We start from the raw sequence: 22,842 nt of genomic DNA, 5'->3' as shown, positions 1-22,842 counted from the left end.
ATTAGGTAACGAGCCGGTTTAGAGCGCCTCGCACTACATCTGGATCGGTAGTGCGCCAATAGGCTGGGATGGATGCAAGTAAAAAGTTTCCGTATCTTTTGGTTAGGATTCGACGATCTAAGATCGTAATAACGCCGCGGTCAGTCACTGACCGCAATAGGCGTCCGGTTCCTTGCGCAAGAAGCAGGGCGGCATGAGTTGCTGCAATTTCCATAAAGCCATTTCTGCCTTCAGCATCAGCGGCTTCTTTCCTTGCTTGTAGCAATGGATCGTCTGGTCTTGGAAAAGGTATTCGGTCGATAATCACCAGTGAACAGGAGCGTCCGGGGACGTCAACACCCTGCCAAAGGCTCAGCGTGCCAAAGAGGCAAGTATTTTCATTTTTGCTAAAGCGTTCGACGAGTGCGCCAGTTGCATCGTCGCCTTGACATAGCACGTCAAATGGCAAACGTCTTCGCATCTCGTCGGCGGCTTGTACGGCGGCTCGTCTCGATGAAAAGAGCCCAAGTGTTCGTCCGCCGGCGGCCATTATGAGTTCAAAGATTTCATCAAGTGTCTCTTGGTGGAGGCCGTCGCGCCCTGGATCAGGTAAATGACGAGGAATATATAAAATTCCGCTTTTCGCCGGATTGAAGGGCGTCCCAACATCGAGGGCGTCCCAGCTGCCTTTCGGTAATCCCCAACTTGCAGCCATTGCCTGAAAATTTCCGCCGATATTGAGTGTCGCCGACGTTAAAACAACCGTCTTCTCTTCAAATAGTCGGGTATGCAAAATCCCGGCGATTGAAAGTGGCGCAACGCTTAGTGTGCCGTCATGTAACCACACCACATCCCGCTGCTTGGCGGCGTCGTGCTCCGCAAAAGTTTCTTCGATGCGAACAAAAGATTCATGGAGGTCCATTAGGTGATTGGCTAAATTAATCCGCTCAGCGTGTTTTTCTGGATCCGATGTTGCTTCGCCTTCGGGAACGCGACCTATATCAACTTTTAAGGACCACAGCGTATCCCTTAGGGCAGTGAATGGGCCAGTAACACCGTCCGGCATATATTCCCACCTGCCATTGGGAAGTTGTTTCACCAATAGGCCGAATTCCTCGGCAAGCTCGGTGAGTTTAGTATCGGCTCCCAGTTTTGCTGCGCGTTTTGCAGATAACTGTAAAGAATTGGCGGTTATTTCGGATGTGGCTACTGCAGTAATCCGACCATCAAGTTCGTGGGCTTCGTCTACGATAACGACATCGTGTTTTGGCAAGATATTGATATCGGCGAGTGCATCAATAGCCAGAAGCGCATGATTAGTCACCACAATATCCACATCCTGGGCTTGCCTGCGGGCGAGCTCTGCAAAGCACTCTTCACCATGAGGGCAACGCGGAGCCCCTAAACATTCCTTTGCAGTCACACTGACTTGACGCCAAGCGAGGTCCGGAACCCCCGGCTCTAAAGAATCCCGATCACCAATTTCAGTCTCCTGTGACCATTCGTAAAGGCGCTTTACATTTCGGCCAAGCCAAGAAATTTCAGATTCATCGAGTAACGCATCAGGCTCATCGTCAATATGACTTATTTTATTAAGGCAAAGATAATTCGAACGCCCTTTTAAAATGGCAAACGTTGGGCGGCGTGCCAACAGTGGCTCCAGGGCGTCGGCAAGCCGGGGGAGGTCACGATCGACGAGCTGACGCTGCAGTGCAATCGTTGCGGTTGAAACAACCACAGTAGAATTCGTCGCCTGAGCATAACGAATTGCAGGAACCAAATACGCAAGCGATTTACCAGTACCTGTGCCAGCCTGAACTGCCAAATGCCGTTCGATATCCAGTGCGGTTGATACTGCCTGCGCCATGCGAAGCTGTCCAGCACGTGGTTGCCCGCCAATACTTTCGACAGCTGCCGCGAGTAGATCCTCAGTTGAAGGCGTGAGCGACTGATCAGACATGGGCGGACTTTCTACAACAAACAGGGGAGCGGCTAACACATTGTAGAACCTTCGGGCGTAACAAGTGCCTTCCAGAGGGGCAAGGGGGTGGGGATGCAATAACCGCGCGCCAGATAACATCTAAATAAAACCACTATGCGCTGAGGTGCAAAGGTTGGCAGTGAGGGGGAATGGCTAGGGTGTATCGCAATGACGAAAGATTACCTACGTTGTGTTTAGTTTCCTGGTTGTGAATTGTCACGGAGTGGCGGAAGGAGTGGCGGGAGGAGTGGCGGAATATATTACGAGCTTCGCTTTTGATATAAAAGGGAGGAGTTTTTGAAAAAGTTGCCCTTTTTGTATCATTGGCCGGGCTAAAACCGCAGGTCAGAAAATGGCGATTGGTACAAAAGGGAGGAGTTTTTGAAAAAGTTGCCCTTTTTGTATCACCCAGCCCGTTGACCTGCACTTTTCTTGCGGCTCGCACTCGGTGGCCCGGTTGCCCGGCGCACTCGGTGGCTGCTCTACAGCTCCGGCACCAAGCGGTGCCTAATACCAAGCGGTGCCCACCTGCTACACCACCACTTAAATCCCAACTCTCCTCTAGTGCTAAAAGAATATATTGTTTAGGTTGGTGTGTGGGCGGAATGTGGAGATTCCGTCAGAGTGTGCTGGGTTAAGCAATGAGGTGTTAGAAATTTCAGAGATAGTGCCAGAAAATTTTGTAGTTGACTCAAAGGCCGAGGAGGGGGGTTTATCGCCCAAAGGCGCAATGGCCAAATTAGGTGCAGGGTTTCTTGGTTTTAGTGGGGTACTTTTAGGTGAGCGTGGAATCCTTTTGGGATTCGTTGCGTGGATTGCTATCGCTTCGCTGGCATTGTTTCCGCTTACAGTTGTGTTGCTAATTCCGGTAGTTCTTGCGGGTATTTTTCTTGGTTTTAGCCATCCAATTGTGCCGCGTCTTGTTATGGCGTTGGCTTTTTTGGCTGGCAGTAGTGTGTCCAATCCTTTGTTCTACGCCCCTTCAGGGGATCATTTTTTATTTGATTCGCCTATCATATTCTCGCTTGTTCCATTGAGTTTTGTGGTTTGCGTGCTAGGTATGGCGTATTTGTCTATTTCGTGGGACGTATCTCGGGCAGGACTTCGTGGTAGTGAGTATTTCTGGTTTCGTTTGGCGGAGCTCAATATGGCCAGTTCGGATGTAATTTTTTGGGGTAGGTGCTTTAGCGAGGCATCTTCCAGGCAAGAGCGCCGCCGTATTGCCCGAGCCGCGCTGAGGCGTGGATGTACGTGGCGTCTGCAAGAAATGTGCGCGGCTTTGGTTGGGGACCGAGGGGCAGGCATGACGCTTTTGGTGTGGGTCATTCTAGGTTTTGTGTCTTGGAATTTCTTCTGGGCTCAGTACACTGCGCCTCTTGCAATCACAGTGGTGATTGTTGGCGCCGCGCTTTATAGCCAAGGGGCTCGTTGGCGCCGTACATTTATTGCTGCGTGCTTTACACTTGCAACGGCCGCGTTCGTCTACTTTGCCGTCGCGTTTGGCATTGGTTTTGAATATGCGGATGCGAATAAGCCAATCCCAATGGTCTGGGATTTTTCGGGGTCTGCCCTGATTATGTGGCTAGTGCTTGGGCTAAGTGGTTTTTGTGTATCACTGTGGGCCGGGTTTCAGCGTGATAAGCGTACCCCAGTCCAAACACGCTGAAACTAGCCTGGGGTAAAACACCAAAGGCATGTAAGGCACCAAGCCATGTACTAAAGATTGTTATTGTTCAAAGCCAACAAATCGTGTGTTTAAAACGGGTTCGTCGCGTGATAGGGCCAAGCCTTCCCACGGTAGGGTGACAAGTTGTTTTGCCAGGTAGTCGCGGGATTCTTTCAGGGTTGGTAGGCCTTCAACTGCTTCGCCGTCGCGGATAAAAGGCACGGTGAGTTCGTGGGCATTAAGGGTGCCAATATTGGGGCTTTCAGCGTGGAATGGATACACGATTTCTTCAACTGCAGTACCGGAGTTTCGGTGTGCGCGGAGGGCTCGTTTTGCACCACCAACACTCTTTTTATTTCGGGAGCGCTTGGATACAGGCATGCCGTCTACTTCGACCAGTTTGTATACCATGCCTGCGGTTGGGGCGCCTGAACCTGTGACTACGGAGGTGCCTACGCCAAATACGTCGACAGGGTCGCCTCGGAGTCCTGCAATAGTAAATTCGTCGAGGTCGCTGGAGACTACGATTTTAGTGTTGTGGGCACCAAGGGAGTCGAGTTGTTGGCGTACTTGGCGGGTAAGTACACCGAGGTCGCCGGAGTCGATACGCACGCCGCCAAGTTCGGGGCCTGCTACTTTAATTGCTGTTTCAACACCACGGGCAATGTCATAGGTATCTACAAGGAGAGTTGTTTCTACGCCAAGAGCTTCTATTTGGCTGCGGAATGCGGCTTCTTCATTGGGGGTGCCGTCTTCATTGACGTGGAGCAGTGTCCATGAGTGTGCGGAGGTCCCGGAGGCGGGGATGCCATACCGATGGGCAGCTTCTAGGTTGGAGGTGGCGTCGAACCCTGCCAAGTAGGCGGCGCGCGAGGCGGTAACGGCGGCGTATTCATGCGTGCGTCGCGAGCCCATTTCAATGATATGACGTCCGTCGGCGGCGGTTACCATGCGGGCTGCAGCGGAAGCGACCGCTGAGTCCGAATTCATAATCGAAAGGATGACGGTTTCTAGGATCACACATTCAGCGAATGTGCCGCGGATAGTAAGTAGTGGTGAGTACGGAAAGTAGAGTTCGCCTTCGCGGTAGCCATCGATATGCCCTTGGAATTTGTAGTTACGCAGGTACTCTAGGGTCCGCTCATCTAAAAAGTCGAGGTCGGCGAGTTGTTCGTCGGTGAATACAAAATCTCGGACGGCGCGCAGGACGCGTGCCGTGCCGGCCACAACCCCGTAGCGGCGTTCATTAGGGAGACGCCGGCCAAAGACTTCGAAGCTACATTGCCGGTGTGCTGTGCCATCTGCAAGGGAGGCTTGCAGCATGGTGAGTTCGTATTTATCGGTCAGAAATGCGCTCGAACGATTTGGCGGAATAGATGATGCATGTGTGGCGTTATTCACGCCTTCCATTCTAGACGTTTGTCATGAGCCCGGTGGTGCACAGCATAATTTGTAGTAAGCCACTAATCTAGTCCACATGAACGCGATGAGTACCCCGTCCGCCCCAATGGCGATGCCGGAGCTTGATGAGCAGATCGAAGTCGATGTTGCTACAAGCGAAAACCTGCCTTGGATGTGCATCGTTTGGGATGATCCCGTGAATTTAATGAGCTATGTCGCTTATGTTTTCCATACCGTTTTAGGATATGACAAGAAACGTGCCCATGAATTAATGATGCAGGTCCACACTGAGGGGAAAGCAGCAGTCAGTTCTGGGGAGCGTGACAAAGTGGAAGCAGACGTAAAAAAGCTGCAGGTCGCTGGTCTTTGGGCCACTATGCAACAGGCCGGATAGCAAAGAACTGGATAGTAAAGAATGGCTAATTGGCGGAAAAAGAAAGGCCTAATGCGGGCCGCAAAGTATATTGCCACGTTTGATCCTATGGAGCGCGAGGTCCTTGGCGAGTATGCGGCGATTGTGGCTGAGGCTTTGATTGATCGCTGTCGGAGCGCTCCTAAGGATGATTTGGCGGAATTAACAGGGATGCCGAGCGGGCATCGGGAGGCGCCGAGGGATCCTTCACTTGCGCGCCTTTTGCCGGATTTCGAACGTGAGGGTGATGAGGAATACGAGGGGGATAATGCTCTCCTACGTTCCCTGCATGAAAACGATATTTGCCGCGCAAAGCTAGAGAATCTGCAGGTAATTTCGCATGCCTTGGGCCCTGATGGTGGGGTTCAGGTGCAGGCGAATGAGCAAGAGGCTCGTGCATGGTTGTATGGGCTTAATGACATTCGATTGTTTATTGCCAGCGGTGAGTTGCGCGGTGGTGAGGCAGTGGAGCAGGACCGACAGAATATTTTGGAATGGCTCGCTTACAATGAGGAGTCGTTACTCAATGCCATGATGGGGCCGTAGTTATGAGTGGTGTTCTTATCGACGTCCCCGGCCTGCACCTTGGGCATACAAGTTTGGGTGATACTGGGGTTTCGGTGGTGGTCGTACCAGATGGTGCGACTGCCGCGGTTGATGTTCGAGGTGGTGGGCCCGGAACTCGGGAAACGGATTTGCTTGAGCCGCATAATACGGTCCAGCAAGTGCATGCAATCGTGCTTTCTGGTGGTTCGGCGTATGGGCTTGCAACAGCCGATGGTGTAATGCGGGAATTGGAGTCTCGCGGTATTGGGTTCCCGGTTATTGGGGATATTATTGTTCCTATTGTTCCGGCCGCTGTGATTTTCGATCTTCTTGTGGGGGATTCGAATCATCGTCCGAGCGCCCTCGATGGACAGTCAGCAGTGTGTGCGGCATTGGATGGTTTGCCAGATATGTCTTCGGGAAGCGTTGGAGCTGGTTGTGGTGCTACAGCTGGCGCACTCCGTGGCGGGTTTGGGCAGGCAAGTATGCAGGTTGGTAAGTATGTGGTTGCCGCAGGTATTGTGGCGAACCCGGTGGGGGCGGTCGTCGATACGCGCGATGGAACATTGTGGGGCGCGCCGGGCATTGCGCCTGTGGACGTTGCGGCGTTTCGGGCGCTACAACCCCTAGCAACCAAACTCAACACCACAATTGGGGTGGTGGCAACGAATGCGCCGATAACAAAGCAGCAGGCGAAACGTTTGGCAATGGTCGGACATGATGGATTGGCGCGCGCGATTCGCCCAGCGCATTCCCCACTGGATGGCGACACCTTATTTGCACTATCCACTGGCGCTGCTGACGGCGTTACCCTCGATGACATGGTCGCACTGTCCACCGCCGCCGCAGAAGTTGTGCACATGGCTATTATCGACGCCGTGACCGCTGCCAGATCCGGCTACGGTGTAACGAGCTACCGAGATATCGCCATGGAGGCACCCAAGTGACATCTGTTCCAGAAGCCCACACCTCAATCAACCAAGGGAAACAGCGATTCGGCGTCGCTTTTCGCCTTGCCATTGGTTATGTTGTGGCAATCTGGTCCGTATTTTTTCTGGACACCGCAACCGGCGGCTGGATGAAATTCTATGGCATTCACCCGCTGGATATCACGTCCCTAACCGGAATCGTCACAAGCCCACTGCTCCACGCAAATTTGACCCATATTATGGGCAATACCATGCCTGGAGTTGTATTTGTCTTTCTTATTGGGCTTTCCGGAAGACGAGTGTTTTGGGAAGTCACAAGCATTACCGCCGTTATTGGCGGCATGGGCACCTGGCTGCTTGGTGGGATAGGCACAAACCATATTGGTGCCTCTGGGCTTATCTATGGCTGGTTTAGCTACCTAGTAATCCGCGGCATAGCAAACCGAAACTTTATGCAAATACTCCTCGGCATTATCTTGGCAACCGCATACTCCTACTACATTTGGGGCGTAATCCCGGGAACACCAGGAATCAGCTGGCAAGGACATCTTTTTGGAGGCATCGGTGGGGCTCTAGCAGGATGGTTTATTACCTCCGATGACACCAAACCTAAAGCCCAATTACAGGCCTAGAAACGGACCCCATAATGACCCAGCCAGGTGGCCCTGAAGAACCCACTGACCAAATTGAGCAAATAGACCCACCCACAGAATATTTCGCCCCATTAATGAATGGGCCCCGGCACATTGGCCCGCAACAGGAATACGGGCCACCACCAGCCCAACAAACACCCCAGAACATTGAGCAATACAACTACTATGGCGGCTATGATGCCTCCGCCAGTGGTGAAACAACACCCACACCACAGACTGCCAACAACATAAAACCCGAGCCAAAGCGCAAAAATGGGCTCTATATTTTGGTGTTTTCACTTGTGCTTATCCTCGGTTTACTGCTCGGGATTGCTGGATTTGTGCTCTATGCTGGGTTCCCAAACCAACAAATCCAAGCGAAACAAAGCTCTACAACCAATGTTGAAACACCAAACCTGCAAGGTGAGCAACATAGCGAGCCAGCACCAGATGAACGTGAAACCCCAGCGGAAATAGATGAGCCGGAAGCGCCACCAGCTGAAGGTTCAAACACTGGAGAAGTTGATCCAGCAAGCGGACGGCCAGTTCATGTTGAACTTCCACCGGACGCAACACCAGCAAACCTTTTTGCTAGAAATGGGCACCCAAACGGGCAACTATTTAAGCTCTATACGGCAGGTGGTGCAAGCGAACTCTTTGCACTCCAGGTGCATACGGAATACCGCACAAAATTCGCGGGATTCCATCCGCCCAAAGGCGAGCATTACATTACGGTGAATGATTCACTACAGGGTCAGGTCCGATTGACATGCAATGATAATGGCAGCTATGTCACATGTACTGCAGATAGTGGTGCGGTGGTGTATATCGTCTAATGGCCGTGTGAAAGTAGTGTATTCATGCTTATGCTTTAGACTGCGCTCGTGATGTGTCATACACGAAGACTCATGGCACAATAAGTGCCATATATGAGTGTGACCTTGGATCGGTGCGGATTGTAGGGCAAATACTGTGACTTCAAAGCAATATGAACAACCTCAGGGAGATGAGGAACCAACCACCTATTTCCCGCCCACCCCACCGCCTGATCTATATGAAGGTCAATACGCCGCTCAAGGTGGATATTACGATGCCAACTCATACCCAAATGCATACTCGGCTGAGCAGTACGGTGTGCAGGGTTATTATGACCAGTGGGCTGATCCGAACCAGAGCCAAGCGTATACAGGTGACGCAATAGACACCGCAGCCCCACTTGCACAAGAGCCGAAAAAGCAGAACAACGGTGTTGTTGTGTTTTTGGTAACCATGGTGTTTTTATTAGCCATGTTTTCTGGTGGGGCGGCTTTGTATATTTACAGCCAACAGCATCGTCCGCAAGAAATGGCGCAATCAACCGCGGAATCGGCCAGTGAATCCGATGATCTTGATGAAAGTCGCGCTGATAACCCAGCGGAGGAGTTTGGCAGCCAGTTGCAGGCGTTGGATCGTCCGAAGGACCCGAATTTGCCGCCTGAGGCGGTACCCGTCAATGTGGCGGCAAAGCAGAATCTACCTGCCGGCAATCTTTTTAATGTGTATAAGTCTGGTTCGACTTCGGATCAGTTCGCCGTGGATGTTCAGTATGAGTATGTGTCTACGTATACCGAGCCTGCAGCGGGAGACCACCTTGTGCTTGTATTTGATTCGCAGCAGGATGATTATGTGGAATTGCATTGCCAGGACTATTCCTCATATGTGAAATGTGTGGCTCCGGGGAATCGCTATGTGTATATCGCTTAAGCGGGTGTAAGGCTTAGCAAAAGGATTTGCCAAAAAGGTATTCTTTGGGTCTAGTCATACGCAGGACATTGCTGATGGATTAAGGATGCAATCATGGCGAATGGTGGTTACCCGACCCCGAATAGTAATTGGGGTGAGGGCAATGAAAACCCAACAACCCAGTTTGAGCGCGTAGGGTCGAATACTCAGAGTGGGTACTGGAGTGGTGACGCCACACAGATGTATCCTCAGCAGCCAGGTCAGTATTATCAGCAGCAGGCTCCGGCGCAGCCAGTGCAAAAACAGGGTTCAATGCTCCCGGTTTTGGTAATGGTTACGCTTTTAGTTCTGGTGTTTTTGGGTGGGATTGGGCTTTTTGCGTATACAACTATGGGTTCGGTAACGCCGTCGACGCAGCCTTCTGCAAGCGCTCCGCCGACTACAGAAAGCTCTATTGCGCAGACTAGTTCAAAGCCAACTTCAAGCTCTGCCACGTCTACAACTACTACGCGTGCGAAGAAAGGTGCTCCTCCGGGGGAGCGTCCAGCAAAGGCGGAATTGCCTGCGGGTGTGCAGCCAGTAAATGATTCGGCTCGAAATGGGGCCGAGGCGGGCTTTTTAGTAAATCTATATAAGTCTGGCCCGACTTCGGATGAATTTGCGAATGCTGTGCATCAGGCCTATTTGGCCAAGTTTGCGCAGCCTCCAACAAGCGTGCATGAAATTCGGGTGGCTAGCCCCGTGACGCTTCAAACCTACAATATGAAGTGCGAAGACCAGGGAACTTATGTGCATTGTTCCGGTGGTCAGGGCGCGCATGTGTATATTGCGTAACTCGCTACAATAGTCGCTGTGAATAACGCTCCTATTGGTATTTTCGATTCGGGTGTTGGCGGGCTAACGGTGGCACGCTCGATCGTCGATCAGCTTCCAAATGAGTCAATCGTCTATATTGGCGATACTGCCAACGCCCCATACGGCCCGCTTCCCATTAGTGAAGTGCGTGCCCACGCCACCCGCATTGCCGATGAATTAGTGCGTCGCGGCTGCAAACTCATTGTGATTGCTTGCAATACCGCCACCGCTGCTTTTCTTCATGATGCCCGCGAGCGTTACGACGTCCCGATCCTCGGGGTTATCCTCCCCGCTGTGCGGCGCGCAATCGCCACCACACGCAATGGAAAAATCGGGGTTATAGGTACGATAGGTACTATTAATTCCGGGTCCTACCAGGACCTATTCTCCGCCTCGCCATATGTGGAAGCTTATGCCCAAGCTTGTCCAAGCTTTGTGGATTTTGTGGAACGAGGCATTACTTCCGGACGCCAAATCCTTGGGGTAGCCCAAGCTTATGTGGAGCCCCTGCAGGCCGCGGGCGTCGATACGCTTGTTTTAGGGTGTACACACTACCCCCTCCTTACGGGGGTGATACAGCTCGCGATGGGCGACCAAGTAACCCTTGTCTCCAGCGCCGAAGAAACCGCAAAAGACGTTTTCCGGGTACTGAGCGAACAAGATATGCTTGCAGACCCCGACCATAAACCCACTAGAACCTTTGAATCCACGGGTGACCCTGAGCTTTTTGCCCAGCTTGCTGAACGCTTCCTAGGCCCACATGTGACGGAGGTTAGTTTATTGGAAGGGATGTAATCTTCACGGCTTCACAACCATTGAGGTTCTTGTTTACAGATATTCGTGGCAGAGTAACTATATGAAGTTGACCATTTTAGGGTGTAGCGGCAGTCTTAGTGCCCCCGGTAACCCAGCCTCTGGATACCTAATCTCAGTGGACAACGCCCCGTCAGTCATTATGGACATTGGTCCCGGAGTGCTTGCAGCACTCCAAGAAACCCAAAACCCTTCTGACGCCCACGTTGTATTTAGCCACCTTCATCCAGACCATTGCCTAGATTTTCCATCGCTTATGGTCTGGCGGCGATACCATCCCACACAGGGCGCAACCCAACGGCATTTGTGTATCGGACCAGTAGAAACCCCAGAACGGATGGGCAGACTATCCGGCGATGCTCCCGGTGAAATCGACGATATGTCCGATACCTTTGCTTTTACGCAATGGGTGCCGCGTCAATCCGAAATTATTGATCGCCTCCGAATCACCCCATATGCCGCAGTCCACTCCATCGAATCCTATGCACTGCGAGTAGTAGAGCCCCACACCGGGGCAGTCCTTGCATACTCCGGGGACTCCGCGTACACCGATGAACTTATCGAATGCGCCGCTGCCGCAGATTTGTTTGTCTGCGAAGCCACCTGGGGCCGCACAAGTGAAGGCAAACCAGCCAATATCCATATGTCTGGAGCTGATGCGGGACGAATCGCCCAAACAGCTGGCGTCCGTGAACTCGTACTCGTTCACATCCCACCATGGGGAGACCCACAAGGCGCCCTTGCCGCAGCCCAAGCCGAATTCGACGGAAAAATAACGTTAGGCCAACCTGGTATGGAATTCGAGTTCCTCCGATAACAACACCCATGAATACCGGAAACAAAGCAAACCTACAAAAACTCATTGCATTGAGTTTTGCCTGCTGTATCGCCTGCGGCATTTCCTCAGCCTGCACAATTGGAACTCCGAATGTGACAACCACTCCAGGATCCAGTGCCGCGGACCCCAATGGAAACTCGTTTCTTAATAATTCCCCATTGCTCGATGCCGCCGGAATGCAAAAAATCCAAAAAACCGTGGAACGGCTTGAACGCGATGGAAACGCCGTTGGCGTGGCCATATTCGGGGAACACGGTGTTGCAGAACTCGGATCCTTGCGAGAAGAACCAGCCTGGTCCACAGTGAAAATCCCACTAGCCACCGCCGCGCTACAAAACCCCAATACGGTCGACCCACAACCTCTAGTAGAAGCAGCAATCACCGAATCAGACAACTTTGCTGCCGAAACAATGTGGAATCAGCTAGGCACTGCCGAAGAAGCCGCCGGAAAAGTCTCCGAAGTAATTAATAAAACCGGTGATACAAAAATCATAGTACCAAATGAAGTCCAAGTACCCGGATACTCTGCTTTTGGCCAAACACGCTGGGGATTAGCCGACCAAGCCGGATTCCTAGCCCACTGGCGTTGCGAGCCAGAAGCCAGCACGGTCATTGAAGCAATGCGCAATGTTGTTCCTGAACACCGCTATGGCCTTGGCCAAATCGAAGGAGCCGCCATTAAAGGAGGCTGGGGACCCGACGAGCAGGGATACTACCTAGTGCGCCAAGCCGCAATCGTGCCCTGGGCAAATGGCGAGATAACTGTCACCCTTGCCGCAAAACCAGACGACGGTACCTACGAAACCGGGAAAGCAATGCTGGATACGCTAACAGGCGACTTCCAGGAATTTCTCCGCCAAACAACACCAGGCGACTCAAATTGGGAACCACTGAAACCCTGCTAGCCGTTTGGAGCTATTGTGTCCGCGCCTGCTTTACCTTTTACGTCAGCGTTGGCTGGAGTATGAGAAGGTTGGTGCTGGTTTGCTGGCGGGTGGGCTGGTTTTCGGGGCGTTTGAGCTGGTTTACCTGGTGTTTGAGCTGGTTTTGCCGGCGGGTGGGCTGGTTTCCGGCGTGTTTAATAGGCCCACCCTATTGAACTAGTGATGTTTGTATACCGAATGTCACAGATTCCATAAAACAAGCCCGTTCCAGTGGAATTTGTGACAACAACCCATATTGCACATAACCGGTGACCTGCGGTTTGTCACAGATTCCATAAAAACAACGAAAAAAATGGAATCTGTGACAGGATCCCTACCTATCGTGTCACAAATTCCATAAAAACAGCCGAAAAAATGGAATCTGTGACAATCCGCCCAACCAGACTCTCAAAAGGCCAGCCAGCACTTAATGAGACCCAACCAGATCCAACCAAATCACAGTTCACCGGACGCCCACAACCTATTTCCCAGTTAAAAAATACCGTAGAACCAGGCCTAAAATGGATTTTCAGACAGCAAAATCACACTGACCTCAATAGTCGCACAAGCACCATAAGTCTATTAAGAAGCCCAGTAAACGGTAAGCAGCTCAAATTTTGTTTCATCGTATGCAAATGCATATCGGGGTTTATTTTCGGGTTTCCAGTCTTTCAATACGTAGCCTATGGGCGTTGTCGAACAGGCGGAGGAATGCCAAGGTGAGTATCCAGACACTGGCAATGGTGGTACTGGCCGCGATAATAAACATAATGAGAATTTGGTAGCGAACCGCAGTGGAGGGATCTGCGCCTCCAAGGATTTGGCCGGTCATCATGCCGGGTAGGGAGATAATGCCCATAACCGTCATACTGTTAAGGGTCGGGATCATGCCAGCCCGCATGGCGTCGCGAAACATAGCGTGCGTTGCTTCCCAACGGGTTGCGCCGAGCGCCAAGTTATTTTCAATCAGGTCCCGCTGTGATTCTAATGAACTGGTGTAACGATCGATTGCCAAAGATACTCCGGTGAGTGCATTTCCCAACACCATTCCTAAGATCGGGATGGAGTATTGGGGGTTAAACCAAGGGTCGGGCTGGAGTATTCCAGCCAGTGCAATTCCGGTGAGAAGGTATGCGGAGCCGAAAACTGACACGAAGCTATCTAGCAGAATTTGGGTGTATGTTCGAGCAGAGCGGCTCGCTGCAGCGTGTGCTGCCAGAATCGTCATAAGGAGGCCAATGCCAATAACCGCCCATAATGAAGAAAGTGAAAAAACCCAGCTTAGAATAAGTCCTACTAGGAGGAGCTGCGCGGTCATTCTTATAGTGGCTATGAAAATTTGGCGGCCTAGCCCCAGGCGTAAAACAGCGGAAAATCCTAGGGAAATTAGCATGAGGAGTGCGCCAAGTGCGAGTTGTGTCAGGCTCATCGAGTCCCCAGAGTCAGTGTTGATGTGGCAATGTGCTGGTTTTCTTCGGAATTATGCCCAACCCAAATAAGAGCGTGGTTGGGCTGGGCTGTCCAGCCAATAAGGAATCGCTCTACAAGGTGTGCTAATTCTGGATCGAGGGCGGAGGTGATTTCGTCTGCAAGGATGATTCGAGGGGATAGTAGTAGTGCCCGTACCAATGCAACGCTTTGGGCTTCGCCACCGGAGAGGTGGTTGGTTTTTCGGTTCAATAATTCAGAAGTTCGACCAAGTATCTGAAGTAGATCCAAAGCTTGCTGTTCCGAATATGTTTGTGTTTGGTGCGCTGTCAGTTTGAATGAGCATTGAAGTGCTTCCCGAACGTTACCCGGCGGAAAGGCTAGCCGTTGAGGGATGTACATTACTTGTGCTCGCCAAGCTGGAATGCCATACGTGCGGGAGGGGCGGTCGTCAAGAAGCAGGGAACCGGAGTGGGGGTCGAGCTCGGCAATACTGCGCAATAGCAGTGTTTTGCCAGAGCCAGAGGGGCCGGAAACCACAAGGCGATCTCCTGCGGACACGGTAAGGGTGATCGGCGCGAGAAGTCCTTCGCGGGCGACAGCATCGACCTGCAGCATACTTTTGCATACTACCGTTTGGATATTAGCTTTGGTGTTCGCAGGAGTAGGGGCAGGAAAGTCACTCCAGGTGGCCATAAATCCGCCGCAAAAGCATGCGAATATGATTGTATAAAAATACTGGGTAATGCAGGCCGTCAAACCTATATTAAGGAATGAGCATTCTCATGTATCTATGGTATTTATTTTGTATCTGGTTAACGGGGTTTACGGCATGTGCGGAATTTGGATCTTTTGCATTCGTGCATCCGGTAATTAAAAAATTGCCTCCAAAGTATCGCATTGAAGTCGAGCAAGGTTTGGTAAAAACTTTCGGTAGTTTTATGCCTTTTGCTATGACAGCAAGTATGGCGGTATCGATAATGTTTGCTATTCAGGTTTTGTACGAACAAAGATTGGTAAGTTCGCTGGCAATCGCCGCCGCTATTTGTTTTACGCTAGCTATTATTTTTACAGTAATATTTAATGTTCCGAGGAATTATTCTGTAGTGAAATGGGATAGTGAACAGCCTCCAGAAAACTGGGAGCGGCAACGCACCATTTGGGAGGTATTTCAGGGAGTGCGCGCCACACTGCAGTTGTTTGGATTTGTGCTTTTTTCTGCTGCTGTATTCCTTATGGCTGGAATGTACTAAGCGTCTTAAGGTTTATGGCATGGCGGATACTACGTGTGGGGATAGTAGTGTGTGTGCATGACTCTTTTTACTCGTGCAGATGGCCGCGCCCTCGACGAAATGCGCCCGGTAAAGATTACCCGTGGTTTTACAACAAACCCTGCGGGTAGTGTCCTCGTGGAATTTGGGAACACACGTGTGATGTGTACGGCAAGTGTTGAGGAGCGAATTCCGCGTTTTAAAGTAGGCTCTGGCGAGGGGTGGCTCACGGCAGAGTATTCGATGTTGCCTGCTGCGACGCACGAGCGTATGCCGCGGGAATCTATGAAAGGGAAGGTAAAGGGACGCACTCATGAAATTTCCCGGCTGATTGGTCGGTCCCTGCGGGCGGCCATCGACCTTTCCCAGCTCGGCGAGAACACAATTGCGATTGACTGCGATGTTTTGCAGGCTGACGGTGGTACTCGAACTGCCGCCATTACCGGCGCGTATGTGGCGCTCGCCGACGCGGTGGCGGAGCTGAAGCGCAGGGGCGTCGTCACTGGAAACCCCCTATTGCCGCCGGTTGCCGCAGTTTCGGTCGGCATTATTGATGGACATGTTTGCCTCGACTTGCCGTACGAGGAAGATTCCCGCGCTGAGGTTGATATGAACGTAATTATGACCGATTCCGGCGACTTTGTAGAGGTCCAGGGCACCGGCGAACACGACACCTTCAGTCGCGCCCAACTCAACGCGCTTCTCGACGCCGCGGAAAAAGGCTGCCGCGAACTCATCAACGCCCAAAAAGCAGCACTGGAGAACTAACACATGTTGCTTCATGTAGCGTCTCATAACCCGAAAAAACTCAAAGAACTCCGCCGTGTACTCGATGCCGCAGGTGTCAAAGGCATCGAACTGGTGTCTTCTGGTGACCTGCTCGGCTATCCAGAACCAGAAGAAAACGGACGCACGTTCGCCGATAATGCCCTCATAAAAGCGCGCGCCGGGGCAAAAGAAACCGGAGTGACCACCATTGCTGACGACTCCGGACTCACAGTCGAAGAACTCAACGGTATGCCCGGCGTCCTATCTGCACGCTGGTCTGGCAGCCACGGTGATGATGAAGCCAATAATACGCTTCTACTAGGGCAAATGCAATCCGTTCCACATGGGCGCCGCAATGCAGCATTCGTATCCGTATGTGCAATAGTCACGCCTGACGGCCAAGAATTCATAGAAAAAGGCGTCTGGAACGGTCGCCTTGTGCGCACCCCAGTAGGCACCAATGGGTTCGGCTACGATCCCCTTTTTATCCCCGCCGAAGAAGACCAACGAGTCTCCGGAACGGAAGAACGCCCTCGCACATCAGCCGAACTTACAGCCGAAGAAAAAGACGCGCTCTCGCACCGTGGAAAAGCTCTCGGGTTACTTGTTCCCGTGCTGGAACGCCTAGCAGCTGAAGCCGAGGCACGTGGTGAAGGCGTAGGGCCTGAACACAATGGAGCTCTGTCGGTGGAATAGCATCCCGAATAGTAACCTCCTGAGGGGTTACTTTTTCGCGAGGCTTTAGTCCTGGGTAGCGAGGGGTTCGGAGGGCTGTGGCGCTGAGGGCTGTGGCGCTGAGGGCTGTGGCGCTGAGCTTTGAATTGCGCACTGTTGGTTACCTGGGGGTTGTCGCCAAATACACCATTTTGTGTGCAATTGGTGTAAAAAGCGTCTGTACAGCCCTTTGGGAGCATAATTTTGTCGCTAAAAACACCAATTGTACACAACATGGTGTAAAAAACGACGCTGGTTATGCAAGTATGTATAAATCGCGTTCTAAGTTCAGCTCATTGAGTGCTACTGCATGCTGTTCACCCAAGTAAGTGCTGCGTCAAGCGGGTTATCGAAATCCTCATCGGGTTCGATTGGTTCGCCACAGAACTCCACGCCATTGCGGGTAATTATGGCGTTGATGGTGATCTTAAGGCTGGTGTTGTCTGGCATCGGGAAATCAAGATTCGCGCAAGTCTGGCCTGAGGTAGGAGAGCCAAACATCCGTACGTTGGGTTGACCGTGGAAGGCTAACGCGATTGCTTCGCCAGTATCGCAAGTATTTTCGCAGATAAGTATCGCTACCGGTACGTTGAATTTTTGTTTTACATCGATGCTGGCGCTGCCTTCAGTGTCTCTAATGATGCCATCCACAATGGATACGGGAAACAGGTGATTTTCACGATTCCGGTAAGAAAACGTAACGCCATCTGGGAGGAGGGGGCTCACCGCCGCAAGCATATTGGTTAGGTCACCACCGTGGGTGTTGCGTAAGTCGAGGATTACGGATCGTGCTCCTTCAGAAAGCTCACGCACAATTGCTTTAGAAACTAAATTCGCTTGGCCGAGAGGGCCGAAGCCAGCAAGCTCTACTACCACGGTGTCATCGTTGCGTGTTACATGAGCGGTATTCTCAATACTGGATTCGACATTGGTTTTAATTACTCCTGAGCGCAAGCCACCGTAAGCTTTGAGCGCGGCGTCGGAAATCGCATGTGCTTCTTTAAATGTGGATACTTGTTGCATCTTCGCTTTCGCCACAATCGTGGCTTTTAGTGCCGCCTGTGAATTCGAATGAATTCCAAAGTGTTGGCCTAAATAGATTGCCAGTTCGCAATATCGACGAGGGCTTGGAGGGACTACAAACAGGGGATGATTGAACAGGCGTGCGCCGAGCGTGGGGCCGTAGAAGTGCGTTGCCCCAAGCCCAGCAAGCAACAAAAGTGGGAGTTTCATATATCCATGCTAGCCACATTGTTGCTGCAGCCATTCTGCTGCGGCAATTTCTGGTTCATCTGTTTCGATGTCAGGGACAATAGGGTCTTCTGCGAATTCCTCACCGGTGCGTGCTACGTCTTTTGAAATAGTAAGCCGTAGAGCTGCACCATCAGGCATATCCAACACTACGTTTGCACTGGCATAACCCGCAGTTGGTTTTCCGAAACTTTTTGTGTTCTCTAAGCCGCGGAAGGCAAGGAGAGTAGCCTCGGCAGAGCTCGCAGTCTCGTTGTCTGTGAGGATCGCAACCGGCTTATTGAACTTTCTATCGGATCTCGCGGTGATCGGGGAGCCACCTCCCGCCACGCTGGAACCTGAAACCGTAACGTCAGAGGTGAATTTGCCTTTGAATGTAAGGATCACTCCGTCAGGAAGCAGTGAACTTATCCCAGCAATCATGGGCCCCATGTCGCCGCCATCATTGCCACGAAGATCCACAATTGCACCGCACGCATTTGGCATGGTTTTGGCCAGTCCTTCAGCCGCAGTGTCGGCGTATTCTTGCGTGACAGGGCCACGGCCCACGGACGGAAGACGCACAGTTACAATGTCTCCTTGGCTGGTTACACTAGGCATTTCGGAGTTTTCTGTGGTGGCGGCGACGTTATCTTCCGGGGAGATGAGTCCAGAATGCTTGCCGCCTGCGGCTTTCAGAACCGATTCAATCAATGGATGGGTTTCTTCGATTGAATGTACGTGAGCTAATTCTGCTTCAGCTTTTTCGCGTACTTGTTTGAACTCGGGTGTATCGGAGTAAATGCCCTGACTTTCTGCGTAATCGAAAGCTAGTGTGGCGTAGCGGTGTGGCGTGGTCACTATAAATACTGGACGCGCAAAAAGAAGTGCGCCGACGATTGGCCCATAAAGCCACACGATCACCAGGATTGCTGTAAGGAATATGGCTGAAATAGTAGTTATTACTCGTATGGTTGTTCGCTTGGTCATTATGATCACACACCAAAGATGGCGCTAGGGTAAAAGCTAAAAGTTGTATCAAAGGTATTACTTGACGGTGAATAGGTCGCCCGGTTGGCAGTTAAGAGCCTCGCACAATGCTACGAGCGTGGAGAATCTCACTGCTTTCGCACGGTTGTTTTTGAGGATTGAAAGGTTGACCACCGTGACACCCACTTTTTCGGCAAGGGCTGCGAGGGTGAGGTTCTGTTCTTCAAGCAGTTTGTCCAGGTGGCAGTGTACTTCGCTCATTTAGATCAAGCCCTCTTGGTCTTCTTGGAGTTTTACGCCGCGGCGCACAACAATGGCGAACAGGGTGATGGCGGTGACTAGAATCAATGTGGGGAATAATGAGCTATCTAGCCACGGATCTTGGTCGAACCAGCTGGTGCCGCCGAACTGGCTTGCGGTGGCATTGGCTGCCATCCGTTCAATAAATACACCAATGAAATAGATAATCATTGCGATACTAGCGGAGCTCAGAAGCGTGACATTTCGCGGGACAAATAGTTCACCTTTAAGCGCTTTGTTCGCTACGAGCAGCAGTGCACCAGCTACGAAAATAAGTGTGCCGGTAGTGATCACACTTGCCAAAATAAACATGATTATCGTGGCGGTATTTAGGGATTCAACGGGGATACTGCCGTTGATTGCTGCGTCGCCAATAAAGCCCGCAACGGGATGTTGGATCGTCTGGTTGAATAGCGATGATAGCGGTTTCACAATAATGAGTCCGATATAGAAAACAAAGCCGAAAATGCTGGCAGCAAGCTCGCGGCGTTCTTTTGCGACGCCGCGAAGGGCATCGCTTTTCTGGGTGTTCATGGCACCTCTCCTTGAAGGGTATCGTTTTTCGATGTATCGATATTCAATACTCTATATCGAAAAGCGATATGGCGCAAGCCCAGTAAAAACCGCTGCAAAGCCAAGCTTCACAGCGGTGTTGGAAACCTTCAGCCGACGTGGCGGGCAGCAAGTTCGCGCCGTCGATACGCAATTAAAGGTCGTAGGCTGCCGCTACTTCTTTACGGCGCCGTGCCTCCACCACGAATGATAAAAACGGCACTGTTCCCGCAAGCGCGGTGGTGACCCACTTCATTGGCTCCCACCGCGCTTTTGTTCCAAGATTGAGGGTTGCCACCAGGTAGACCATATAGAACAAACCATGGAGTTGGCCGATAATATTTGTCCATGTGGGCATTTCAATATGCAGAATGTAGTGCAGGAACATGCGTGCGCAAAGAATAAGAAGCCAGATGCCGGTAATCCAAGCAGAGGCGGAAAATAGTTTGAGTGCTTGGGAGACTCGTCGTGCACGGTCCGGATTGATAGTCACGGTTTTTTGTTCCTATTGTTCGTTGGTGTGATGTTTGCGTCGTCGTTGCGGCGTATTTAGTCGATTAAATGTTTCCACGTCCATTTTCGGGCGCTGCGGAAGTATAGACTCATCGATTTCGGTGATTATACCTTGCTGCCGGGCTTCATTTTGCTCCCGCTCTACCGGTGAAATGCCAGTTTCGGTGACCTCTGCCTCATATTGAAGGATTTTCCTGTACGCATACACAAAAAACGCACCGAAAGCGGGCCATTGCAGGGCGTAGCCAAGGTTTTGGAAACTGCCGCTACCCGATTGGAACCGCGTCCACTGCCAGTAGGCCAGGCCGAAAGTTGCCAAAACCATAATGGTCAAAAAGATGAGTGGCAGTATCCGCCTCCGTTTTGCGACTCTCACATTTACACAGCGTATCAGGCCTCAAGGATGCCAGCTTTGACGCATCACTCATTCACTGTATTATTTCCCTCAGGCGCCCGTGGCGGAATTGGCAGACGCGCTGGATTTAGGTTCCAGTGCCTTAGGGCGTGGGAGTTCAAGTCTCCCCGGGCGCACCACAAACATATGTACAAGCACCACCTTCGGGTGGTGCTTTTTGTTTTGCTTATCGACGCCCCGTGTCTAAACGTGGCTTTATTGGCTCGGCAAAAGATGCAGTTACTGTCAGAACTGCGTAAACCAGTTTGTAGGGTTTGTTTGTCTTGCCTTGTCTTGCCTTGTGCAAAGTGGAGCATAGTTCGCCTGGAAAATTATTACGCAGAACTGGGCTAATAGCGCTATTGAATTGCCATGATTATGTAGTCGCTGAATCTATTAACTCTGGTAGAAAATTTTTTCGCATTTCATGGTGGTTGTCGTGTTTGCATGTGGCAAAGAAGTCGCTGACACATTGTGGGCCTAGATCTAAAATCTGTTGCTGGTGTGATTCGAATGCTAAAATGTAACTAATGGTAAAAGTAATATAACTTTGGTTACGTTTACTTATGTTGCTGGAAATTTTCCGAAAGGAGTAGATGAAATGCAATTACTTGTGACGCTATTCTTGTTTATATACTCGGTAATTGTGTCGCTCATGTTATTGCGTCGCAGTAAGTAAGGATGGCTTTGGGCGTAGCTTTTGTTGGAAATGTGATTGAATAGCCCCGCTGCAATAGGTGGGGCTATTTGCTGTATCTATTGTGTCTTGGACTGCTCCCCGTTTGTTGGAAACCTTGGGGCTGGTTTCGTGGGGTGGTTTTTGTGGGGTGGCCGGTAGGGGTTGTGGTTTGGTTTTTGGCCTGGTTTTGGCCGGTGGTTTGGTTGTGTGCTTGTGATGAGCTGGAATTTGGTTGGGCGCGTCCGGGGACCTGGGATTTGGTTAGGGCTGCATATGGGTCTAGTTGGGGCCTGCTTGGAAGCTGCGTGTTCTTTTGGGCGCTGGTTGGGTGCTGGTTGGGCGTGTTGTCACAGATTCCATTTTTTCGGCCGATTTTATGGAATCTGCGACACGATAGGTAGGGAACCTGTCACAGATTCCATTTTTTTCGTTGTTTTTATGGAATCTGCGACAAACCCCAGGTCAACAGTTGTGCGCAAGATTGGTTGCTGTCACAAATTCCATTTTTTCAGCCGATTTTATGGAATCTGCGACAGTAGGCATGAAAACATCACTAGTTCAATAGGGTGCGCCTATCAAACACCCCGGAAAGCGGCTCGAAGGCTCGGGAAACCAACCAACTCACCCAGGAAACCAACTCAAACCCCCGGGAAACCCTGGTTTTTCAGCCCCACCAACCTGAAAATCAGGCAGATCTAACGCACCCCACCACCCAACAAAGGCAGATTTCACATCACCCACAACCCACCACCGCATTTCCCCAGCTCACACCCCCGAACCAAGAGCCCACAACACAAATCTGCTTGCCCGGCCTTTTCCGCACCTACCCAAACCCTACCCAAACCCTACCCAAACCCTACCCAAAGCCACCCACCCCAAAACACCATAAACAAAACGCTAGCCCAACTTTCGCAGGCAAGTTGGGCTTTTAAGTTTATAGCTCCGCCACAGCTATTTGCGGAAGCCGCAATAAATTTACGGTCTGGGGTGCTTGAATCCTGTGTGAATGTGCGGTTGGGTTGGAAGGTATGAGTATTTCTCGGCATTTTGATTCTTATATTGCCCAGCGTGGCATTGTTCCTGTGGCTGAGGTTATTCCTGAATGTTCTTGCCAAGTGTTCGAAGATGCGGAAGGCGTTAGGGTTGTAGATGGAACTTCACAGTCCCGTTTAGATGCGACACGTAATGCTGTGCAGGATTTGCTTGGCTAACCCGTTATGGGGGTGCATTGACCTTTTCTTTTGTGTTCAACCTGAGGGAGGCGCCGAACTATTCTCGGAAGAATATGACAACTTCCTCATGTTCT

25 protein-coding genes and 1 tRNA gene are annotated in these 22,842 nt (G+C 51.3%); 16 read left to right on the top strand and 10 right to left on the bottom strand.

Features of this window, described 5'->3' with window-relative positions:
- Position 1: 1 nt before the first annotated feature.
- Positions 2 to 1,939, bottom strand: a complete 1,938-nt coding sequence (locus CFREI_RS10915; RefSeq protein WP_027013554.1) for an ATP-dependent DNA helicase — start codon at positions 1,937 to 1,939, stop codon at positions 2 to 4.
- 751 nt (positions 1,940 to 2,690) lie between these two features.
- Here CFREI_RS10915 and CFREI_RS10910 point away from each other — a divergent pair.
- Positions 2,691 to 3,626 carry a hypothetical protein gene (locus CFREI_RS10910; protein ID WP_156907818.1) on the top strand — a complete coding sequence of 312 codons (936 nt, stop codon included), beginning with the start codon at positions 2,691 to 2,693 and terminating at the stop codon, positions 3,624 to 3,626.
- A 60-nt stretch (positions 3,627 to 3,686) separates the two neighbouring features.
- Here CFREI_RS10910 and CFREI_RS10905 read toward each other — a convergent pair whose 3' ends face one another.
- Positions 3,687 to 4,949: a nicotinate phosphoribosyltransferase gene (locus CFREI_RS10905; RefSeq protein WP_240483246.1), complete on the bottom strand. Its 1,263-nt coding sequence runs from the start codon at positions 4,947 to 4,949 to the stop codon at positions 3,687 to 3,689.
- Between the two features lie 163 nt (positions 4,950 to 5,112).
- Here CFREI_RS10905 and clpS point away from each other — a divergent pair, with 163 nt between their 5' ends.
- The 10 genes from clpS to CFREI_RS10855 all read left to right on the top strand — a co-directional run bounded on the left by clpS (position 5,113) and on the right by CFREI_RS10855 (position 12,679).
- Positions 5,113 to 5,421 carry an ATP-dependent Clp protease adapter ClpS gene (clpS, locus tag CFREI_RS10900; protein ID WP_035112572.1) on the top strand — a complete coding sequence of 103 codons (309 nt, stop codon included), beginning with the start codon at positions 5,113 to 5,115 and terminating at the stop codon, positions 5,419 to 5,421.
- Positions 5,422 to 5,442: 21 nt separating this feature from the next.
- A complete protein-coding gene (locus CFREI_RS10895; RefSeq protein ID WP_027013550.1) occupies positions 5,443 to 5,985 on the top strand; it encodes a DUF2017 domain-containing protein in 543 nt (180 codons plus the stop codon).
- Between the two features lie 2 nt (positions 5,986 to 5,987).
- Positions 5,988 to 6,932, top strand: coding sequence for a P1 family peptidase (locus tag CFREI_RS10890; protein WP_027013549.1), 945 nt, complete (start codon positions 5,988 to 5,990; stop codon positions 6,930 to 6,932).
- On the top strand, positions 6,929 to 7,546 hold the full coding sequence (locus CFREI_RS10885) for a rhomboid family intramembrane serine protease (RefSeq protein ID WP_420834539.1): 618 nt from the start codon (positions 6,929 to 6,931) through the stop codon (positions 7,544 to 7,546). Before CFREI_RS10890 ends, CFREI_RS10885 begins: the two co-directional genes overlap by 4 nt.
- A 14-nt stretch (positions 7,547 to 7,560) precedes the next feature.
- Positions 7,561 to 8,382: a hypothetical protein gene (locus tag CFREI_RS10880; RefSeq protein WP_027013548.1), complete on the top strand. Its 822-nt coding sequence runs from the start codon at positions 7,561 to 7,563 to the stop codon at positions 8,380 to 8,382.
- Positions 8,383 to 8,518: 136 nt separating this feature from the next.
- Entirely contained in the window at positions 8,519 to 9,289 is a 771-nt protein-coding gene (locus tag CFREI_RS10875; RefSeq protein WP_027013547.1) for a hypothetical protein, read from the top strand.
- A 93-nt stretch (positions 9,290 to 9,382) separates the two neighbouring features.
- Positions 9,383 to 10,102: a hypothetical protein gene (locus CFREI_RS10870; protein ID WP_051256124.1), complete on the top strand. Its 720-nt coding sequence runs from the start codon at positions 9,383 to 9,385 to the stop codon at positions 10,100 to 10,102.
- An 18-nt stretch (positions 10,103 to 10,120) separates the two neighbouring features.
- Entirely contained in the window at positions 10,121 to 10,918 is a 798-nt protein-coding gene (gene murI, locus CFREI_RS10865) for a glutamate racemase (protein ID WP_027013546.1), read from the top strand.
- A 61-nt stretch (positions 10,919 to 10,979) separates the two neighbouring features.
- On the top strand, positions 10,980 to 11,753 hold the full coding sequence (locus tag CFREI_RS10860) for an MBL fold metallo-hydrolase (protein WP_027013545.1): 774 nt from the start codon (positions 10,980 to 10,982) through the stop codon (positions 11,751 to 11,753).
- Between the two features lie 8 nt (positions 11,754 to 11,761).
- Positions 11,762 to 12,679 (top strand): hypothetical protein, encoded by a 918-nt coding sequence (locus CFREI_RS10855; protein ID WP_051256123.1) that lies wholly within the window; start codon positions 11,762 to 11,764, stop codon positions 12,677 to 12,679.
- 667 nt (positions 12,680 to 13,346) lie between these two features.
- Here CFREI_RS10855 and CFREI_RS10850 read toward each other — a convergent pair.
- Both CFREI_RS10850 and CFREI_RS10845 read right to left on the bottom strand, forming a co-directional pair.
- Complete coding sequence (locus CFREI_RS10850; RefSeq protein WP_240483245.1) at positions 13,347 to 14,090, bottom strand: ABC transporter permease; 744 nt, start codon at positions 14,088 to 14,090, stop codon at positions 13,347 to 13,349.
- A gap of 32 nt (positions 14,091 to 14,122) precedes the next feature.
- Entirely contained in the window at positions 14,123 to 14,743 is a 621-nt protein-coding gene (locus tag CFREI_RS10845; RefSeq protein WP_169719177.1) for an ABC transporter ATP-binding protein, read from the bottom strand.
- A gap of 167 nt (positions 14,744 to 14,910) precedes the next feature.
- On the opposite strand from CFREI_RS10845, the gene CFREI_RS10840 reads away from it, so the two are divergent.
- The 3 genes from CFREI_RS10840 to rdgB are packed head-to-tail and all read left to right on the top strand — an operon-like array spanning position 14,911 to position 16,860.
- Complete coding sequence (locus tag CFREI_RS10840) at positions 14,911 to 15,378, top strand: anthrone oxygenase family protein (protein WP_027013541.1); 468 nt, start codon at positions 14,911 to 14,913, stop codon at positions 15,376 to 15,378.
- A gap of 57 nt (positions 15,379 to 15,435) precedes the next feature.
- The gene (gene rph, locus CFREI_RS10835) at positions 15,436 to 16,164 is read left to right on the top strand and encodes a ribonuclease PH (protein ID WP_027013540.1); all 729 of its coding nucleotides are present in this window, start codon (positions 15,436 to 15,438) and stop codon (positions 16,162 to 16,164) included.
- A gap of 3 nt (positions 16,165 to 16,167) precedes the next feature.
- Positions 16,168 to 16,860: an RdgB/HAM1 family non-canonical purine NTP pyrophosphatase gene (gene rdgB / locus CFREI_RS10830; protein WP_051256121.1), complete on the top strand. Its 693-nt coding sequence runs from the start codon at positions 16,168 to 16,170 to the stop codon at positions 16,858 to 16,860.
- Between the two features lie 321 nt (positions 16,861 to 17,181).
- Here the strand turns inward: rdgB and CFREI_RS10825 are convergent, their stop codons facing one another.
- From CFREI_RS10825 to CFREI_RS10800, 6 genes are all read right to left on the bottom strand, one after another.
- On the bottom strand, positions 17,182 to 18,111 hold the full coding sequence (locus CFREI_RS10825; protein ID WP_027013539.1) for a S41 family peptidase: 930 nt from the start codon (positions 18,109 to 18,111) through the stop codon (positions 17,182 to 17,184).
- 9 nt (positions 18,112 to 18,120) lie between these two features.
- Positions 18,121 to 19,098 carry a S41 family peptidase gene (locus CFREI_RS10820; protein WP_035112552.1) on the bottom strand — a complete coding sequence of 326 codons (978 nt, stop codon included), beginning with the start codon at positions 19,096 to 19,098 and terminating at the stop codon, positions 18,121 to 18,123.
- 57 nt (positions 19,099 to 19,155) lie between these two features.
- Positions 19,156 to 19,359 (bottom strand): helix-turn-helix domain-containing protein, encoded by a 204-nt coding sequence (locus tag CFREI_RS10815; protein ID WP_027013537.1) that lies wholly within the window; start codon positions 19,357 to 19,359, stop codon positions 19,156 to 19,158.
- Positions 19,360 to 19,932: a hypothetical protein gene (locus CFREI_RS10810; protein ID WP_027013536.1), complete on the bottom strand. Its 573-nt coding sequence runs from the start codon at positions 19,930 to 19,932 to the stop codon at positions 19,360 to 19,362.
- A gap of 172 nt (positions 19,933 to 20,104) precedes the next feature.
- Positions 20,105 to 20,443, bottom strand: a complete 339-nt coding sequence (locus tag CFREI_RS10805; RefSeq protein WP_027013535.1) for a DUF3817 domain-containing protein — start codon at positions 20,441 to 20,443, stop codon at positions 20,105 to 20,107.
- Positions 20,444 to 20,455: 12 nt separating this feature from the next.
- On the bottom strand, positions 20,456 to 20,788 hold the full coding sequence (locus CFREI_RS10800) for a hypothetical protein (RefSeq protein ID WP_420834541.1): 333 nt from the start codon (positions 20,786 to 20,788) through the stop codon (positions 20,456 to 20,458).
- A gap of 124 nt (positions 20,789 to 20,912) precedes the next feature.
- Between CFREI_RS10800 and CFREI_RS10795 the strand changes: the two genes are divergently transcribed.
- Positions 20,913 to 20,997 (top strand) — tRNA-Leu (locus CFREI_RS10795).
- A gap of 1,567 nt (positions 20,998 to 22,564) precedes the next feature.
- Positions 22,565 to 22,747, top strand: a complete 183-nt coding sequence (locus CFREI_RS10790) for a hypothetical protein (RefSeq protein WP_027013532.1) — start codon at positions 22,565 to 22,567, stop codon at positions 22,745 to 22,747.
- The last annotated feature ends 95 nt before the right edge of the window (positions 22,748 to 22,842 follow it).

Origin of the sequence: Corynebacterium freiburgense (assembly GCF_030408815.1) — a bacterium.
In the GTDB taxonomy this organism is placed as follows: Bacteria; Actinomycetota; Actinomycetes; order Mycobacteriales; family Mycobacteriaceae; genus Corynebacterium; species Corynebacterium freiburgense.
Note: the sequence above shows the minus strand (reverse complement) of the source record. Positions and strands in the feature narration are given on the sequence as shown.

Bases quoted from the DNA above. Each gene is read 5' to 3' on its own strand.
- CFREI_RS10905 (WP_240483246.1), bottom strand. From the start codon at position 4,949: ATGCTGCAAGCCTCCCTTGCAGATGGCACAGCACACCGGCAATGTAGC.
- CFREI_RS10915 (WP_027013554.1), bottom strand. From the start codon at position 1,939: ATGTCTGATCAGTCGCTCACGCCTTCAACTGAGGATCTACTCGCGGCA.
- CFREI_RS10910 (WP_156907818.1), top strand. From the start codon at position 2,691: ATGGCCAAATTAGGTGCAGGGTTTCTTGGTTTTAGTGGGGTACTTTTA.
- CFREI_RS10815 (WP_027013537.1), bottom strand. From the start codon at position 19,359: ATGAGCGAAGTACACTGCCACCTGGACAAACTGCTTGAAGAACAGAAC.
- CFREI_RS10810 (WP_027013536.1), bottom strand. From the start codon at position 19,932: ATGAACACCCAGAAAAGCGATGCCCTTCGCGGCGTCGCAAAAGAACGC.
- CFREI_RS10840 (WP_027013541.1), top strand. From the start codon at position 14,911: ATGTATCTATGGTATTTATTTTGTATCTGGTTAACGGGGTTTACGGCA.
- CFREI_RS10850 (WP_240483245.1), bottom strand. From the start codon at position 14,090: ATGCTAATTTCCCTAGGATTTTCCGCTGTTTTACGCCTGGGGCTAGGC.
- CFREI_RS10820 (WP_035112552.1), bottom strand. From the start codon at position 19,098: ATGACCAAGCGAACAACCATACGAGTAATAACTACTATTTCAGCCATA.
- CFREI_RS10855 (WP_051256123.1), top strand. From the start codon at position 11,762: ATGAATACCGGAAACAAAGCAAACCTACAAAAACTCATTGCATTGAGT.
- rph (WP_027013540.1), top strand. From the start codon at position 15,436: ATGACTCTTTTTACTCGTGCAGATGGCCGCGCCCTCGACGAAATGCGC.
- CFREI_RS10790 (WP_027013532.1), top strand. From the start codon at position 22,565: ATGAGTATTTCTCGGCATTTTGATTCTTATATTGCCCAGCGTGGCATT.
- CFREI_RS10880 (WP_027013548.1), top strand. From the start codon at position 7,561: ATGACCCAGCCAGGTGGCCCTGAAGAACCCACTGACCAAATTGAGCAA.
- CFREI_RS10890 (WP_027013549.1), top strand. From the start codon at position 5,988: ATGAGTGGTGTTCTTATCGACGTCCCCGGCCTGCACCTTGGGCATACA.
- rdgB (WP_051256121.1), top strand. From the start codon at position 16,168: ATGTTGCTTCATGTAGCGTCTCATAACCCGAAAAAACTCAAAGAACTC.
- CFREI_RS10825 (WP_027013539.1), bottom strand. From the start codon at position 18,111: ATGAAACTCCCACTTTTGTTGCTTGCTGGGCTTGGGGCAACGCACTTC.
- CFREI_RS10860 (WP_027013545.1), top strand. From the start codon at position 10,980: ATGAAGTTGACCATTTTAGGGTGTAGCGGCAGTCTTAGTGCCCCCGGT.
- CFREI_RS10870 (WP_051256124.1), top strand. From the start codon at position 9,383: ATGGCGAATGGTGGTTACCCGACCCCGAATAGTAATTGGGGTGAGGGC.
- CFREI_RS10800 (WP_420834541.1), bottom strand. From the start codon at position 20,788: ATGGTTTTGGCAACTTTCGGCCTGGCCTACTGGCAGTGGACGCGGTTC.
- CFREI_RS10845 (WP_169719177.1), bottom strand. From the start codon at position 14,743: ATGCTGCAGGTCGATGCTGTCGCCCGCGAAGGACTTCTCGCGCCGATC.
- CFREI_RS10895 (WP_027013550.1), top strand. From the start codon at position 5,443: ATGGCTAATTGGCGGAAAAAGAAAGGCCTAATGCGGGCCGCAAAGTAT.
- clpS (WP_035112572.1), top strand. From the start codon at position 5,113: ATGAGTACCCCGTCCGCCCCAATGGCGATGCCGGAGCTTGATGAGCAG.